Origin of the sequence: Streptomyces sp. NPDC052079, from assembly GCF_040680275.1 — a bacterium.
In the GTDB taxonomy this organism is placed as follows: domain Bacteria; phylum Actinomycetota; class Actinomycetes; order Streptomycetales; family Streptomycetaceae; genus Streptomyces.
Window position 1 is genome coordinate 20,185 of the sequence record NZ_JBFAWL010000011.1, and the last position, 15,558, is coordinate 35,742.

The 15,558-nt window shown below is 71.0% G+C and carries 9 protein-coding genes; 6 read left to right on the plus strand and 3 right to left on the minus strand.

Annotated features, from left to right (window positions below):
• Positions 1–63: 63 nt before the first annotated feature.
• Both obgE and AB0L56_RS18120 read left to right on the plus strand, forming a co-directional pair.
• Positions 64–1,509 (plus strand): GTPase ObgE, encoded by a 1,446-nt coding sequence (obgE, locus tag AB0L56_RS18115; RefSeq protein ID WP_361023158.1) that lies wholly within the window; start codon positions 64–66, stop codon positions 1,507–1,509.
• A 196-nt stretch (positions 1,510–1,705) separates the two neighbouring features.
• Positions 1,706–2,818 carry a glycosyltransferase family 2 protein gene (locus AB0L56_RS18120; protein WP_365424434.1) on the plus strand — a complete coding sequence of 371 codons (1,113 nt, stop codon included), beginning with the start codon at positions 1,706–1,708 and terminating at the stop codon, positions 2,816–2,818.
• A gap of 88 nt (positions 2,819–2,906) precedes the next feature.
• On the opposite strand, the gene AB0L56_RS18125 is transcribed toward AB0L56_RS18120, so the two are convergent.
• Entirely contained in the window at positions 2,907–6,470 is a 3,564-nt protein-coding gene (locus AB0L56_RS18125; RefSeq protein WP_365424436.1) for a bifunctional glycosyltransferase family 2 protein/CDP-glycerol:glycerophosphate glycerophosphotransferase, read from the minus strand.
• 25 nt (positions 6,471–6,495) lie between these two features.
• Positions 6,496–8,727: a CDP-glycerol glycerophosphotransferase family protein gene (locus tag AB0L56_RS18130; RefSeq protein WP_365424438.1), complete on the minus strand. Its 2,232-nt coding sequence runs from the start codon at positions 8,725–8,727 to the stop codon at positions 6,496–6,498.
• A 333-nt stretch (positions 8,728–9,060) separates the two neighbouring features.
• Between AB0L56_RS18130 and galE the strand changes: the two genes are divergently transcribed.
• Positions 9,061–10,029, plus strand: a complete 969-nt coding sequence (galE, locus tag AB0L56_RS18135) for a UDP-glucose 4-epimerase GalE (RefSeq protein WP_365424642.1) — start codon at positions 9,061–9,063, stop codon at positions 10,027–10,029.
• A 69-nt stretch (positions 10,030–10,098) separates the two neighbouring features.
• Here galE and AB0L56_RS18140 read toward each other — a convergent pair whose 3' ends face one another.
• Positions 10,099–12,117, minus strand: coding sequence for a hypothetical protein (locus AB0L56_RS18140; RefSeq protein ID WP_365424644.1), 2,019 nt, complete (start codon positions 12,115–12,117; stop codon positions 10,099–10,101).
• A gap of 313 nt (positions 12,118–12,430) precedes the next feature.
• Between AB0L56_RS18140 and proB the strand changes: the two genes are divergently transcribed.
• The 3 genes from proB (at position 12,431) to AB0L56_RS18155 (ending at position 15,506) form a co-directional block, all read left to right on the plus strand.
• A complete protein-coding gene (gene proB, locus AB0L56_RS18145) occupies positions 12,431–13,558 on the plus strand; it encodes a glutamate 5-kinase (protein ID WP_365424440.1) in 1,128 nt (375 codons plus the stop codon).
• Positions 13,559–13,698: 140 nt separating this feature from the next.
• Positions 13,699–14,157 carry a hypothetical protein gene (locus AB0L56_RS18150; protein WP_361023421.1) on the plus strand — a complete coding sequence of 153 codons (459 nt, stop codon included), beginning with the start codon at positions 13,699–13,701 and terminating at the stop codon, positions 14,155–14,157.
• A 62-nt stretch (positions 14,158–14,219) separates the two neighbouring features.
• Positions 14,220–15,506: a glutamate-5-semialdehyde dehydrogenase gene (locus AB0L56_RS18155; RefSeq protein ID WP_365424442.1), complete on the plus strand. Its 1,287-nt coding sequence runs from the start codon at positions 14,220–14,222 to the stop codon at positions 15,504–15,506.
• Positions 15,507–15,558: the final 52 nt, after the last annotated feature.

A 15,558-nucleotide genomic window follows, 5' to 3' on the forward strand; every position in this document is an offset into this window, starting at 1 on the left:
ACCAAAGAGCACAGAAATACGTGCGCACCTGTACGTCTCACCCTCTGATGGAGGCATCCCACCATGACCACCTTCGTGGACCGCGTCGAACTGCATGTCGCCGCGGGTAACGGAGGCCACGGCTGTGCCTCCGTCCATCGCGAGAAGTTCAAGCCGCTCGGCGGCCCCGACGGCGGCAACGGCGGACGCGGCGGCGATGTGATCCTCACCGTCGACCAGTCCGTGACCACGCTGCTCGACTACCACCACTCGCCGCACCGCAAGGCGACCAACGGCAAGCCCGGCGAGGGCGGTAACCGCAGCGGCAAGGACGGCCAGGACCTGGTGCTCCCCGTGCCGGACGGCACCGTGGTGCTCGACAAGGCGGGTAACGTCCTCGCCGACCTGGTCGGGCACGGCACCTCGTACGTCGCCGCCCAGGGCGGACGCGGCGGGCTCGGGAACGCCGCCCTCGCCTCGGCGCGGCGCAAGGCGCCCGGCTTTGCGCTCCTCGGTGAGCCGGGGGACGTCCAGGACATCGTGCTGGAGCTGAAGACCGTCGCGGACGTGGCGCTCGTGGGCTATCCGAGCGCCGGCAAGTCGTCCCTGATCTCCGTGCTCAGCGCCGCCAAGCCGAAGATCGCCGACTACCCCTTCACCACGCTCGTGCCCAACCTCGGTGTCGTCACCGCCGGTTCGACCGTGTACACCATCGCCGACGTGCCGGGGCTGATCCCGGGCGCCAGCCAGGGCAAGGGGCTGGGCCTGGAGTTCCTGCGGCACGTCGAGCGGTGCAGCGTGCTGGTGCATGTGCTGGACACCGCCACCCTGGAGTCCGACCGTGACCCCGTCTCCGATCTCGACATCATCGAGGAGGAGCTGCGGCAGTACGGCGGTCTCGACAACCGGCCGCGGATCGTCGTCCTCAACAAGATCGACGTACCCGACGGCAAGGACCTCGCCGAGATGGTGCGGCCGGACCTGGAGGCGCGCGGATACCGCGTCTTCGAGGTGTCCGCCGCGGCCCACACCGGGCTGCGCGAGCTGTCCTTCGCCCTCGCCGAGCTGGTGGCGGCGGCGCGTGCCGCCAAGCCGAAGGAGGAGGCGACGCGGATCGTCATCCGGCCCAAGGCCGTCGACGACGCCGGTTTCACCGTCACCCGCGAGGAGGTCGGCGGGGAGCCGCTGTTCCGGGTGCGCGGCGAGAAGCCCGAACGCTGGGTCCGCCAGACCGACTTCAACAACGACGAGGCCGTCGGCTACCTCGCCGACCGGCTGAGCCGCCTCGGTATCGAGGAGGAGCTGGTGAAGGCCGGTGCCCGCGTCGGCGACGCCGTGGCCATCGGACCCGAGGAGAACGCCGTCGTCTTCGACTGGGAGCCGACCCTCACCGCCGGTGCGGAGATGCTCGGCCGCCGCGGCGAGGACCACCGGTTCGAGGCGCCCCGCCCGGCCGCGCAGCGCCGCCGCGACCGCCAGGCGGAACGGGACGAGGCCGAGCGGGAGTACGACGACTTCGAGCCGTTCTAGGTCCCGGACGCTCTATGCGGGAGGTGCCCCGGGCCGAGTCATCGGCCCGGGGCACCGCCATGTCCTCCCCCGTCCGCGGGAATTGACCGAGCGTCAGCTGTTACGAGATCTTGCATTGTCCGACGGGTTCTCGAAACGGGACGGGAAAAATCGGGAGTTACGGTGATCAGAAACGCTGCTCATGGGGGGGAGCACTGTGAACACCGAGCCCGTACCGAAGCCCACCGTATCCGTGGTCATCCCGGTCTACAACGCGGGTGACTATCTCGAGGAATGTCTGCAGTCGATCGCGGACCAGTCCCTAGGATTCGACCGCCTCGAGATCGTCGCCGTGGACGACGCGTCCACGGACGGCAGCGCGGACTTACTGGACGCCTGGGCGGCACGTCACCCCGGGCGCGTCCGCGTCGTGCGTCTGGAGGAGAACACCGGCGCCCCGGGCGGGCCGCGCAACCGCGGCATCGAGACGGCCACCGGCGAGTTCCTGTTCTTCGCGGATCCCGACGACCGCCTCGGCACCGAGGCGCTGGAACGGATGGTGGGGGCCGCCCGGCGTGACGGCTCGGACGTGGTGCTCGGACGCATCAGGGGAGTGGGCCGCAAGGCGCCCATCACACCGTTCCGCAAGAACGTCGAGGGCGGGGACGTCTTCTCCTGCAAGGCCGTGTGGACCCTCACCGCGCACAAGCTGTTCCGGCGCTCCCTCGTCGAGGAGCACCGGCTGCGCTTCGCCGAGGGGGTCCGGCTGGCCGAGGAGCAGATGTTCGTTGTCCCGGCCTATCTGCACGCCCGGTCGATGTCCGTGGTGGCCGACTACGACTGCTACCACCTGATCCACCGGGACGGCTTCCCCCATCTGACCCACGAGGCTCCCGAGCCCGGCCCCTTCTACGCCAACCTGCGGGACGTACTGGGCGTGGTCGTGGATTATGTGCCGCCCGGCAGCCGGCGCAACAGCCTGGTGTACCGCTGGGTCACCCTGGAGATACTCGGTCGTTTCAAGGAGCCCTTCGCGGAGCTGCCGGACGCGACACGGGCCCTGCATGTGCAGCTCGCCGGGCAGCTGCTGCGCGACTACGCCCCACCGGAACTGGTGGCCGAGCTGCCGCCGCTCTCCCGGCTGCGCTGCCTGCTGCTCTCCCAGGGGGCGGAGGAGGAGCTCACCGCGCTGTGCGCCCTGGTGCCCCGACCGCGGCCGACGCCGGAGATCCCGTCCGCCCCGCCGGTACCGCACGCGCGCCCGCGCCCGCGTCTGCGGGGCCGGATCCGCGCCCTGACCGTGGCCCTGGCCGGGAAGGCCGGGCGCTGAGACGACAGCGGCCGGGGAAGCGCGAAAGGGCGACGGCCGGACGCATCGCGTCCGGCCGTCGCCCTTATCTGCTCCGGAGCGGGCCCGCTCAGACCTCCTTGGCCTGCTCGAGCATCCGGTCCACGACCCGCTTCGAGGCCTCGCCGTCGTCGAGGTCGCAGAACAGGTGGTGGAACCGCGCGAAGCGCTCCTTGTACTCCGCCGACACCTTGTCGATGTCGCGGATCGCCGTGACCAGCTCCCCGGAGGTGGAGATCAGCGGTCCGGGCGAGTCCTTCTCGAAGTCGAAGTAGAAGCCGCGCAGCGTGTCCCGGTAGTGCTCCAGGTCGTACGTGAAGAACAGCATCGGCCGCTTCAGGTGGGCGTAGTCGAACATCACCGACGAGTAGTCCGTGATCATGATGTCCGCCGCCAGATACAGGTCGGCGATGTCCGGGTACTCCGACGCGTCCCACACGAAGCCGTTGCCGGCGCCGGGCACGGCGTCGACGACGTTGGAGTGACGCCGGATCAGCAGCACATGGTCGTCACCCAGACGGCGACGGGCGTCGTCCAGGTCGATCCGCAGATCGAACAGGTACTGGCCGGCGCTGTGCGACTGGTCGTCCCGCCAGGTCGGCGCGTACAGCACGACCTTCTTGCCGCTCGGGATCCCGAGCGTCTCCTTCACCTTCTCCGCGATCTTGTCGCGGTCGGGCGAGTACAGGTAGTCGTTGCGCGGGTAACCGGCCTCCTGGATCTCCCCGTCGTAGGAGAAGGCCCGCTTGAGGATCGGCGTGGAGAACCGGTTGGAGGAGACCAGCAGGCTCCAGTTCTTCGCCTCGAGCGCCAGACGGTTCTGGTACTCGCGGTCGAAGTACAGCGTCTCGATGTCGTGGCCGATCTTCTTCAGCATCGTGCCGTGCCAGGTCTGCACGATGACCTGGCCGGGCCGGCGCTCCACCCACTCGGGCAGGTGCCCGTTGGTGACGATGTACCGGGAGGTGGCCAGCGCCTCGAACCACTCACGGCCCCACATGCGCACCTTGTCCGCGGTGGGCGGCAGGACCACCTGGCCGTCGCGCACGGCCCACAGGAACTTCATGTCGCTGCCGCGGCGCAGCAGTTCCTCGTGCATCGCCCGAGGGCTGTCGGAGTACTGCTTGCCGTTGTAGCTGAGGAAGAACACCTGGTCGCGCAACGGCTGGCGGCGGCCGGGCTCGTACACCTCGCGGCGCAGCTGGAGCTGGCGGTACGGGCCGCGCTCCAGGTCGCTCAGCTCGGAGCGGCAGTTGAGCTGCGGGTAGTCGCTCCAGCGGTTCTCGAACCAGTAGCGGCGGCCGCCCAGCACGCTGTGCAGCGGGAACCGAGGCAGGGCCAGCCGGTCGATGACGAACTGGGCGTCCGGGACGTCCGGGTTGGAGGAGCGGAGCAGCAGGTTCCAGCGGCCCGCCTTCAGCGGCACCTGACCGGAACCGCCCATCACCGACGGGTCGAAGGCCACGGTGAACGTGCCGTCCTCGGACCAGTCGGCCGTCGCCGTGCGCTCGTCGTAGCGGTTGGTCGCCTTGAGGACCAGGTCGGAGCCGACGAGCTCCCGGCTGCCGCGGCCGCGCACCACGAGCTTGCCGTCCTCCAGGCCGACGTCCGTGATCACGGCACGGCGGGTGCGACCGGTGATCTTCAGATAGCCGTTGTGGCCGGACGTCAGGGCGATCTCACGGTGGGCGCCCTCCTCGCCGAAGGAGGCCGGCAGGTCGAAGGAGAGGTCCTCCAGGCCCTCCCGGACGACACTGCTGAACTGGCGCTCCGTGCCGTCCCCGGCGGTGGCCACCAGCACCGTGCTCCACCGGCGGCGGTCCGGCTGGGCCTGGTCGTCGACCGTGCTGGTGCTCAGCAGGGCCACGTCCGCCAGCGGCACCCTCGTCACGAAGGTCGCCGTGCTGCCCTGCTGCGCCACCTCGACGGGGTACGTGCGCACCTCGCCGCTCTTGCCGTGGCTCAGACGGAACGTCACCGTCTCCCCGGACTGCAGCGGAACGCGGATGTCACCGCTGATCTCCACCGCGTCGCCGTCCAGTCGGCGGTCGGTGATCAGGGCGCGCACCTTCTCGATGCGCAGCTTGAGCGCGCTGCGCTCGACGGTCGGCAGCAGCCGGAAGTCCTCGTCGAGCCACTGGTACGGCGGGAAGTTGGCGGCCGAACCGCCGCGGGCCCAGACGCCGCTGCGCCGCACCAGACCGGAGGCGTAGACATTGATGCCGACGTGCCAGAGGCCCTCCTGCCAGGTGCCGCCCTTGCGCAGCTTCGCCGGGTCGAGGGCCAGTTCCCAGCCCGCCCAGTCGTAGTTGTAGCGCTGCTGACCGGAGTCGGTGGTGCACTCGGGCCGGTGGACGTTCTTGGCCGGCAGGAAGACGCGCCGGCGCGAGCCGTTGCGCTTCAGCTGGACGATCTTGACGCTGCTCCGCTTGGTCGACACGTCGATCTTGTCGATGTAGGCGTCGCCGGACAGCACCAGCTTGCCGTCCTGCCAGGTCACCGAGCGCAGCGGGGCGCGCAGGTCCAGGTCGCCGTCGATGCGCAGCGCCGCCTTCGGCAGGTCGAAGCCGCTCTCCTCCAGCGTGCGGAAGCTCGCGTACTTGCGGAAGGTGCCGGAGACCTCCACCGGCTCCTTGCGGCGCTGCGAGGCCAGCAGGGCGATCAGCTCCGGCATGGCGTGCTTGCGGACCAGCAGCCACTGCACCCGCAGATCCGTCGGCAGCGCCATGACGATCTTCGGGTCCACCATGTCGAGGTAGCGGTTGGCGGCCTCGAGGAACGCCTCGTGGAACTCGGCGGTGGCGTCAGGCAGCACCCGCATGAACAGCCGCAGGTCGTCGCGGAGCACCCGGTCGTCGTACTGGCGCTTGTACTCGGCGAACTCGGGGCCCGACTGCTGGGCCAGGTAGTCGCTGACCATGCTCACCGCGGTGACCCGGTCGCGGATGGCCTGGGGCTCCTTGCGGCGCTGGGTGATCGAGGGGGCCGACTCGCCCTCGCGCAGCCGCCAGAAGTACGTCGGCTCACCGATGATGTCGACGGCCGCCGCCCGGTAGTGGGCGGGCAGCACGACGGGGATGTCCTCGTGGAGGATCCCCTCGGGGAAGACGAAGCTCTCCTTCTCCCAGAAGCTCCGCCGGAAGATCTTGTTGCAGGCGATGCGGTCGGCTATGAGCTTCGGGTACTTGGATATGTGGGTGCCCTTGCGGGCCTCACCGGCGAGCATCTTCAGCAACGGCACCTGCCACGTCTTCTCGCCCTTGAGGTGGAAGACGTTGCCGGTGGCGAAGTCCGAGCCGGAATCGTCCAGGCTGCCGATCATCTGCCGGTAGGCGTCCGGCGGGATGAGGTCGTCACTGTCGACGAAGGTGAGGTACTCCGAGGCGTCCGACATGTGCTGGATGCCGGTGTTGCGGGCCGCGCCGAGTCCGGCGTTCTCCTTGCGGATCAGCTTGAAGCGCTCGTCGCGGCTCGCGTACGTCTCGGCGATGGCCGCGGAGCCGTCGGGGGAGCCGTCGTCGACCATCAGGACCTCGAGGTCCCGGAAGGTCTGCGCGGCGAGCGAGTCCAGGCACGCGGGCAGATAGCGCTCGACGTTGTAGATGGGGACGATGACACTGAGCCGAGGGGCCATGGCTTGGTGGTCTCCTTCCGGGGGGTCAGGCCCGCTCGACCAGTTCGAGCGCCTGGTCGGGGGTCGGTGCGTGGGGGCGTTCGGTGAACGGGACGAACGGCAGCGTGCTCTCCTCACCGAGGAAGACGCGCCGCACCACCCTTTCGGCTGCGTGACCGTCGTCGAACTCACAGAAACGGAGCCGGAACTCCGCGCGGCGCTCGGCGGCGTCCGGTCCTTCGTACTCCCGCGAGCCGAGCAGCCTGATCAGCTCGGCCTGGGTGGTGGCCACCGAACCGGGCGGCTCCTCCAGCAGGTTGAAGTAGGTGCCGCGGACCGCGGAGTAGATGTCCCAGTCGGGGGCGTAGATGATGATCGGCCGGTCGAGGACCGCGTAGTCGAACATCGCCGACGAGTAGTCCGTGATGAGCGCGTCCGCGGCCAGGTACAGCTCCTCCACCCGGCCGTGGCCCGACACGTCGACGATACGGCCGCTGCGGCGCAGTTCGTCGACGTGGGGGGAGCTGCCGTAGAAGTAGTGGCCGCGGATCAGCAGCGTCACGTCGGGGCCCAGCTCGTCGGCGAGCCGCGCGAGGTCGAGGGCCGGGGTGAATCCCGGCTGGTACTCGCGGTGGGTGGGCATGTACAGCAGGGCCCGGGTGCCGGCGGTCAGTCCCAGCGCGGCACGGGCCCGGCGCACGTCCTCGGCCTTGGCGTTCACCAGGAAGTCGTTGCGCGGGTAGCCGGTCTCCAGGCTGGTGTACGAGCAGGGGTACACCCGCTCCCACACGGCGGTGGAGAAGCGGTTGGAGCTGAGGCTGAAGTCCCAGCGGTCGCAGCGCTGGAGGAGCTTGGCGAAGTTCATGTGGGTGGACGCCGGGTACTTCTGCTGGTCCAGGCCCATCGTCTTCAGCGGGGTGCCGTGGTGCGTCTGCAGATGGATCTGGCCCTGCCGCTTCACCACCGAGTCCGCGAAGTTCACGTTGTTGACGAGGTACTTGGCACGTGCCACGGCCGCCCAGTACTCGCGCGAGCCGACCCGGACGTACTCCACGCCCTCGGGCACGCTGTCCACCGCGTCCGGCCGGACGGCCCACACACGGCGGATCCCGGGGGCGAGCCGGGCCAGCTCGGCGTCGATCGCCGCGGGATTGCAGGAGACGCTGCGGCTCCAGTAGGCGGAGAACAGTGCGAGGTTCTCGTCGAGGGGGAGCCGCAGCTGCGACTGGTAGAACATGCCGACCGCGCTGCGCTTGGACCGGCTGAGCGCGGCCGCCGCACGATTCCTGACCCTCCGGCGGAACTTCACGGCGGCGGTGGCACCGGCCAAGGCCGCGTACGCGTCACGCTCGAGCAGCGCGTACTTGTGGCCGCGGCCGCCGGCCGGACGCTGGAAGCCCTCGGGCCGGTGGGCGCGGTAGTCGGCCGAGGCGCGGTGGAAGAACTCCGCGCGGGCGGACTGCGGCAGCCGGCCCGGACGCTCCAGCACGGTCAGATAGTGGTCGACCATCTTGCGGAACAACGGGCCGCGCCACTCGTCGAGTTCCGGGTGCGCCGCGATGAAGTCGAAGACCCGGCCGTACTGGTCGAAGACGTCGAAGTGCTTCCGGCTGACCGTCTTCAGGATGTTGCCGCCCTCGCGGCGCTGCCGGTACAGAACGCAGACGCGGTCCAGTACGGCGATGCTCTCGGCGCTGATCATCGAGCAGAACGTCCAGGGGGCGTCCTCGTAGTACCCCGCCGGGAAGGTGAGGCCGGTGCGGGCGATGAAGTCGCGGCGGTAGGCCTTGTTCCAGACGATCTGGAGCAGATTGAGCAGCTCGGGGCGGTCGGCGAGGCGGAAGACGTCCGGGCCCTCGCTGCTGAGCAGGTCCGCCCGCTGGTTGGGGCGGACCTCTCCGTCCCAGTAGGTGCGCGCGTAGTCGTAGACGAGTATCTCGGGGTCCCCGGTGGCGTCGAGGCGGTCGGATATCGCCGCCAGCGCACCGTCGGACAGCGTGTCGTCACTGTCCAGGAACAGGACATAGTCGCCCTCGGCGCGCTCCAGGCCCGCGTTGCGCGCGCGGCCCAACCCCACGTTCTCGGTGAGGTGAATCACATGAATGCGCGGGTCTCTCGCGGCGTACTGGTCCAGAATGGCGCCCGATCCGTCCGGCGAGCAGTCGTCGACGGCGATGATCTCGAAGTCCGTGTAGTCCTGCCCGAGGAGGGAATCCAGGCACTCGGGCAGATAGCCCTGCACCTTGTACACAGGGACAACGAGGGAGAGTCTGGGCATCCTTACAACCTGTTCCGAGAACTGACCGCGTGCGCTTGGGCTTGGGGCCTGGCCGCGCTCCGGGCATGCATGGACCTGGAGGGCGTCGCCGCATCAGCGTAAAGGATTCACGCGGGGTTTCCGTGGGGGAGGTGGCCCGCCGCCCGACGACCGGCCCATGACGGAATCGACCGATTCCAGGCGCTTTTTGTTCGCCGCCGGTGGGCAGACTGTGCCCGCACGCCGGTGTCCGGTCCAACCCGTTGATTCCGTTCCGCACCAATGGCCGGATTCGATTTTCCGGGGCCCGCGGAACACTCTGCATGCAGTGACTGCGACCTTGGAGGCATGAGCATGAGCTGGCTGGTCACCGGTGGGGCCGGATATATCGGCGCGCATGTGGTGCGTGCCCTGCGCGACGGCGGCGAGTCCGTGGTCGTCTACGACGACCTGTCCACGGGCAGCAGGGACCGGGTGCCCGACGGAGTGCCTCTGGTCGTCGGCAGCGTCGGGGACCGTGACCTGCTGGAGCAGGCAATTCGTGACCATGCTGTGACAGGGGTCGTGCACATCGCCGCCAAGAAGCAGGTCGGCGAATCCGTGGAGCGACCGCTCCACTACTACCGCGAGAACGTCACCGGGCTGCAGACGCTCCTGGAGGCCATGTCCGCCACCGGCGTCGACAAGGTCGTCTTCTCGTCCTCCGCCGCCGTCTACGGCATGCCCGATGTGGACCTCGTCACGGAGGACACCCCCTGCGCGCCGATGAGCCCGTACGGAGAGACCAAGCTCATCGGCGAGTGGCTGATCAAGGCCGCGGCCACCGCGTACGGCATCCGCGGCGCCTCCCTGCGCTACTTCAACGTGGCGGGCGCGGCCTCCCCGGAGCTGTCCGACGCCGGGGTCTTCAACCTCGTCCCCATGGTCTTCGAGCGGCTGGAGGCCGGCGAGGCGCCCCGCATCTTCGGCGACGACTACCCGACCCCCGACGGCACCTGCGTCCGCGACTACATCCACGTCCAGGACATCGCCTCCGCCCACCTCGCCGCCGCCCGCCGCCTCGACGAGGCCCCGAAGGGCACCGCACTCACCCTGAACATCGGCCGCGGCGAGGGCAGTTCGGTACGTGAGATGGTCGACCGCATTCTCAAGGCCACCGGCAACGAGAACGTCGCCCCCGAGGTGACGCCCCGCCGCGCCGGGGACCCGGCCCGTGTGGTGGCCTCGGCGGACCGCATCCGCGAGGAACTGGGCTGGACGGCCCAGCACGGCCTGGACGAGATGATCGAGTCGGCCTGGCGGGGCTGGCGGCACCGGCGGTAGTCGGAACGGGCTCAGGGTCTGTCGTTCGGATCACGCCGCAGACGCGGGGCATGATCCGCCGGACAGGCCCTATCCCCGTGACGCCGCCCCGGACGGCAGACCCGCGGGCGGAGCCGTGACGTGCGGCTCGTACTCCCGCCGCTGGCCCGGGACTTCGGCGTCCTGGCGCACCGCCATCCGCCCGCGGTGTCCCTCGGCGGCTGCACACAGCGCCCGCACCGCCGCTGCGAAGCGCTGCTGGGACGTGGGCTCCGCCGGCCCCAGCAGCCGCAGTTTCAACTGCGCGCGGGCCTCGGAGAGGGTGTCCTTCTCCGGGTCGCGCACCGACTCCAGCAGCGCCGGGAGCCCCGTCGCGTCCGGGGTCAGGACCGTTGCCGCCGCCACCGTGGGGAAGGCCGCGCGGAACGCCGGTTCGGGGAGGTCGCCGGTGTTGGCGACCGCGTAGGGCTTGCCGCCGGCCAGGAAGTCGGTGATGACGCTGGACACATCGCTGATCAGCAGGTCGGCGACGTTGAAGCAGGCGTAGAGCGAGGGGCGGGCGTCGTCGATGATCCGGTGTTCGTCCTGAGGGCACGACGCCCAGTAGGCCTCCTCCCAGGCCGCCCTCACCCGCGCCACCGCCTCCGCCCGGCCCGGCGTGGGCGCGCACTGGGCCAGCATCCGCTCGGCCTGGTCGGCGGCCGCCCGGAACTCGGCGCTGGTGAGACGGTCCAACTCCGCCGTGAGACGGGCGAGTTCCGCCGACGGCGCGGAGCAACGGAAGCGGTTCGCCGCCCGGATCAGCTCCCGGATGCGGCGGTCCGCGGCGCCCGCCCGCGGGTCCACCGAGCCGGTCAGCGGGTGCGGCTTGTACAGCAGCCGCACGTCCGGGACCGAGAGCAGCGCCCGCACGAGGTTCTCACCGGCCGCGATCACCGAGGTGTTGCCCGGGTTGCCGTCCCAGCCCTCCCAGGTCGGCGCGTACAGCACGGTCGTGGGGCGCCCGGCGGGCGGGCCCGCGTACGGGCGCACGGTCTCCAGTTGGGGCCGGCCGATCTCGACCACGTCCTTGTCCTCGACCCCCACCTCGGCCAGCGCGTACCGCTCGCGCGCCGCCGGACCGGCCACCCACACCTCGTCGTACGCCTTCGCGTACGGATTGCAGGACGACAGCTTGTCGCTCTCTCCGTGGTTGACGAAGGCGTGCTTGATCGTGGGGATCCGCAGCACCTGCGAGGTCTTGCCGGAGTTGGAGGGGTGCAGGAGCACCTGCAGCGTGGAGTGCTCGAGCCGCATCAGCGTGGGCACCTTCGGCAGGCACACGATCGGGATGTCGGTCGCCGCGATCCTCGGCACCATGAACCGCTCCCGCAGGATGATCACCGGCCGGGCGTCCAGCCGGGCCAGCGGCTCCAGCCACATGTCGGCCTGGTAGGCGGAGGACACCCCGCCCGAGAAGTACAGACCGACCGTCGGCCGGTACTCCGCCAGCCACGCGTCGAACCAGTCGAGCACCTCCTGCTCGCCGGCCGGGCGCCGCCCGGGCAGCAGCCGCAGCAGCAGGGCGCCCAGCCCGGCCAGGGCCAGGACCAGCGACAGCGCCACCCCGGCCGCCGCGCAGCGGGTGTCGTCGCTCACCGCCGTCGCCGCCAGTCCGGCCGTCGCGGGCAGGCCGAACACCAGCAGCCGGTGTCCCGGGCGGCGCAGCAGCAGCGGCGGGGCGGGGGAGAGCCGCAGCGCGGAGGCGTCGATGTTCCGGGTCACCACGGGCAGCGTGCGGGTACGGCGGACCAGTACGGACACCGCCTGGACCGCGCAGTGCAGGGCGTAGAACGCGAGCAGCCCCGCGACGACGGCCGCGTACCGCGTCTCCCGGTCGTGTTCCCCGAGCCGCAGCAGACCCACGACCAGCAGCAGATCGCGCAGCACATGGCGCACGGTGATGTCCGCGTGCGCCTTCGCGAACACCGACAGCACGCCCCGCTGCCAGCGGTACAGCACACCCTCGACGACCAGGGACAGGGCGGTCGCGGCGACCAGCAGCGGCACATGCGGGGACAGGGCCGCGACGGCCTGGACGGCGCAGGCGCCGACGAGGACGGCCGCCACCAGGGCGTGGGCGAGGACGGTACCGCCGGGCGGACGGAGCAGTGGGGAGCGGTGGCGGCGGACTCCCGCCCTGAACCGCCGACGGGACGTGGGATCGGGCACTGCGGTCACTCCAGGGTCGTCGTGGGCGTGCGCCCGGGTTAACGCCCACCGGCCTCCGTACGACACGCGCGTGTCCGGGAAGCCCCGGCGCGCGGATCTGCTATGTGCCGCGGCCCCCGTCCCGGACCCTGGACGGCCGAGCGTCCTTCGCTCTGCTTCGCGTAGATTGCCTGACGGGTGAAGTGATCGGCACGAGGGGACGGGCGGCAAGGTGGCAGGCGCGAGGCAGGCCGTGGGCGAGGCACGCAGGATCGTCGTCAAGGTCGGCTCCTCGTCGCTGACCACCGCGGCGGGCGGTCTGGACGCCGACCGGGTGGACGCCCTCGTCGACGTGCTGGCCAAGGTGCGCAGCGGGGGGGAGCGCGAGGTCGTGCTCGTCTCGTCCGGCGCCATCGCCGCCGGGCTCGCCCCGCTGGGGCTGCGCCGCCGCCCCAGGGACCTCGCCCGTCAGCAGGCGGCCGCCAGCGTGGGGCAGGGGCTGCTGGTCGCGCGCTACACCGCCTCCTTCGCCCGCTACGGCGTGCGGGTCGGCCAGGTGCTGCTGACCAGCGACGACATGAGCCGCCGCGCCCACCACCGCAACGCCTCACGCACCCTCGACAAGCTGCTGGCGATGGGCGCCTTCCCGATCGTCAACGAGAACGACACCGTCGCCACCGACGAGATCCGCTTCGGTGACAACGACCGGCTCGCCGCCCTCGTCGCCCACCTGGTCCGCGCCGACCTGCTGGTGCTGCTGTCCGACGTGGATGGCGTCTACGACGGCGACCCCTCCCGCCCCGGCACCTCGCGCATCGCGGAGGTGAGGCGGCCCGAGGACCTCGCCCACGTCGAGATCGGCAGCGCCGGCAAGGCGGGCGTCGGCACCGGCGGCATGGTCACCAAGGTCGAGGCGGCCCGGATCGCCGCCGCCGCCGGAATCCAGGTGGTGCTGACCAGCGCGGTCCACGCGGCGGAAGCCCTCTCCGGCGGCGACACGGGCACCTATTTCCACCCCACCGGCCGCCGCTCCGCCGACCGCCTGCTCTGGCTCCAGCACGCCTCCACCCCGCAGGGCTCGCTCACCCTGGACGACGGTGCCGTGCGCGCGGTCGTCGAGGGCCGCAAGTCCCTGCTGCCGGCCGGGATCGCCGGCGTCGAGGGGGAGTTCAGCGCGGGCGACCCGGTGGAGCTGCGGGACCGTGAGGGACGGGCGGTGGCGCGGGGGCTGGTCAACTTCGACGCCAAGGAGATCCCCCTTCTGATCGGCCGCTCCACCCATGAGCTCGCCCGGGATCTCGGACCGGAGTACGAACGCGAGGTCGTACACAGGGACGATCTGGTGGTCCTGCATCCGTAATGTGGCGAAACGTCCGTCCTCGGTGGTGGACGTTCCGCAAAATCGCCCCGCGATCCCCGGCGGCCTGCTCCACTTTGTCGCAGGGACAAGCCCGCCCGACCCCCGGGCGGTCCGCGTGTGGAGGAGGCCTCGTGAGACGAGTGCGCCCCGGTACGACGGCGTCTCACGGTGGTTCCGGCTCCCGTGCGGCGGGCGACGAGCGCGCCCTGGCCAGTGTCCCGGCCGGCGACCGCTTCCCGGGCGGCGACCCCGGGGACCTCCCGCGCCTGTGGCATGTCACTCTCAGCGTCTCCGGGGCGCCGGCCCCGGTCACCGAGGTCCGGCGGGCCCTGGAGCAGCTCGCCCACGACCACCCCTTCCTGCTCACCAGCCGCTACGCCGACGACCACGCGGAGATCCGCTACTGGGAGGAGGCCCGCGACCTGCACGACGCGGCCGCCGTGGCGCTGCGCCTGTGGGGCGAGCACCGGCAGACCGCGGGGCTGCCGCCCTGGGAGATCGTCGGCCTGGAGGTGATCGACCGGCGCACCTATCACCAGCGCGTCGCCGCGGGATACGGGCCGGTCCTGGCCTCCCCTGTCGGTGTCCACCCGTTCTGAACCGTGTCTCATGGTGCGGGATGACGGCCGGTGGTCCCCGCCGGCCGCACTACCCTTCCCCCATGACCACGCTCTCGCCGTACGACTCGATGTCCCCGGTCAACCAGGCCGCCTACCGGGCCAAGGGCGCCGCCGCCACCCTCGCGCCGCTGCCGCGTGCCGCCAAGGACGACGCGCTGCTCGCCATCGCGGACGCGCTGGAGGTCCGCGCGAGCGAGATCGTCGAGGCCAATGCCCAGGACGTGGCCAAGGCCCGTGAGGCCGGCACCAGCGAGGGCATGATCGACCGGCTCACCCTCACCCCGGAGCGGGTGCGCGCCATCGCGGCCGACGTACGGGACGTGGCCGCGCTGCCGGACCCGGTCGGCGAGGTGGTCCGCGGCTCCACGCTGCCCAACGGCATCGACCTGCGCCAGGTCCGGGTGCCGCTCGGTGTCGTCGGGATCATCTACGAGGGCCGGCCGAACGTGACCGTCGACGCCGCCGCCCTCTGCCTGAAGTCCGGCAACGCGGTCCTGCTGCGCGGCTCCTCCTCGGCGTACCGGTCGAACACCGCGCTGGTGCGGGTGCTGCGCGACGCCGTGCACGGCGCGGGCCTGCCCGCCGACGCCGTCCAGCTGGTCCCCGGCGAGGGCCGCGACAGCGTGCGCGAGCTGATGCGCGCCCGGGGCCTGGTCGACGTGCTCATCCCGCGCGGCGGGGCCTCCCTGATCAACACGGTCGTCCAGGAGTCCGTCGTCCCGGTCATCGAGACCGGCACCGGCAACTGCCATGTCTACGTCGACGCGGCGGCCGACCTGGAGACGGCCGTCGAGATCCTGGTCAACTCCAAGGCCCAGCGGGTCGGGGTGTGCAACGCCGCCGAGACCCTCCTGGTCCACCAGGACATCGCCGCGCAGTTCCTGCCGCTCGCCCTGGACGCCCTCGCCGACGCCGGGGTGACCGTGCACGCCGACGAGCGCGTGATGGCGTACGCGAAGGACTCCCGTGCCACCGTCGTGGAGGCGACCACGGAGGACTGGGAGACCGAGTACCTCTCCCACGACATCGCCGCCGCCGTCGTCGACTCCCTCGACCGGGCCGTCGAGCACATCCGGCTGTGGACGTCCGGGCACACCGAGGCCATCGTCACCACGTCCCAGCAGGCCGCCCGCCGCTTCACCCAGTTGGTGGACTCCACCACGGTCGCCGTGAACGCCTCCACCCGCTTCACCGACGGCGGCCAGTTCGGCTTCGGCGCGGAGATCGGCATCTCCACACAGAAGCTGCACGCCCGCGGCCCGATGGGCCTGCCCGAGCTGACCAGCACGAAGTACATCGTCACCGGCGACGGCCACGTACGGCGCTGAGGAAACGCACACCCGGCGGCCGGGCGCGTCTCAGCAGACGGATGAATTTCCA

What these genes read in the sequence shown, in the direction of transcription:
- obgE (WP_361023158.1), top strand. Translation starts at nt 64, where the DNA reads ATGACCACCTTCGTGGACCGCGTCGAACTGCATGTCGCCGCGGGTAAC.
- AB0L56_RS18125 (WP_365424436.1), bottom strand. Translation starts at nt 6,470, where the DNA reads ATGGCCCCTCGGCTCAGTGTCATCGTCCCCATCTACAACGTCGAGCGC.
- AB0L56_RS18130 (WP_365424438.1), bottom strand. Translation starts at nt 8,727, where the DNA reads ATGCCCAGACTCTCCCTCGTTGTCCCTGTGTACAAGGTGCAGGGCTAT.
- galE (WP_365424642.1), top strand. Translation starts at nt 9,061, where the DNA reads ATGAGCTGGCTGGTCACCGGTGGGGCCGGATATATCGGCGCGCATGTG.
- AB0L56_RS18155 (WP_365424442.1), top strand. Translation starts at nt 14,220, where the DNA reads ATGACCACGCTCTCGCCGTACGACTCGATGTCCCCGGTCAACCAGGCC.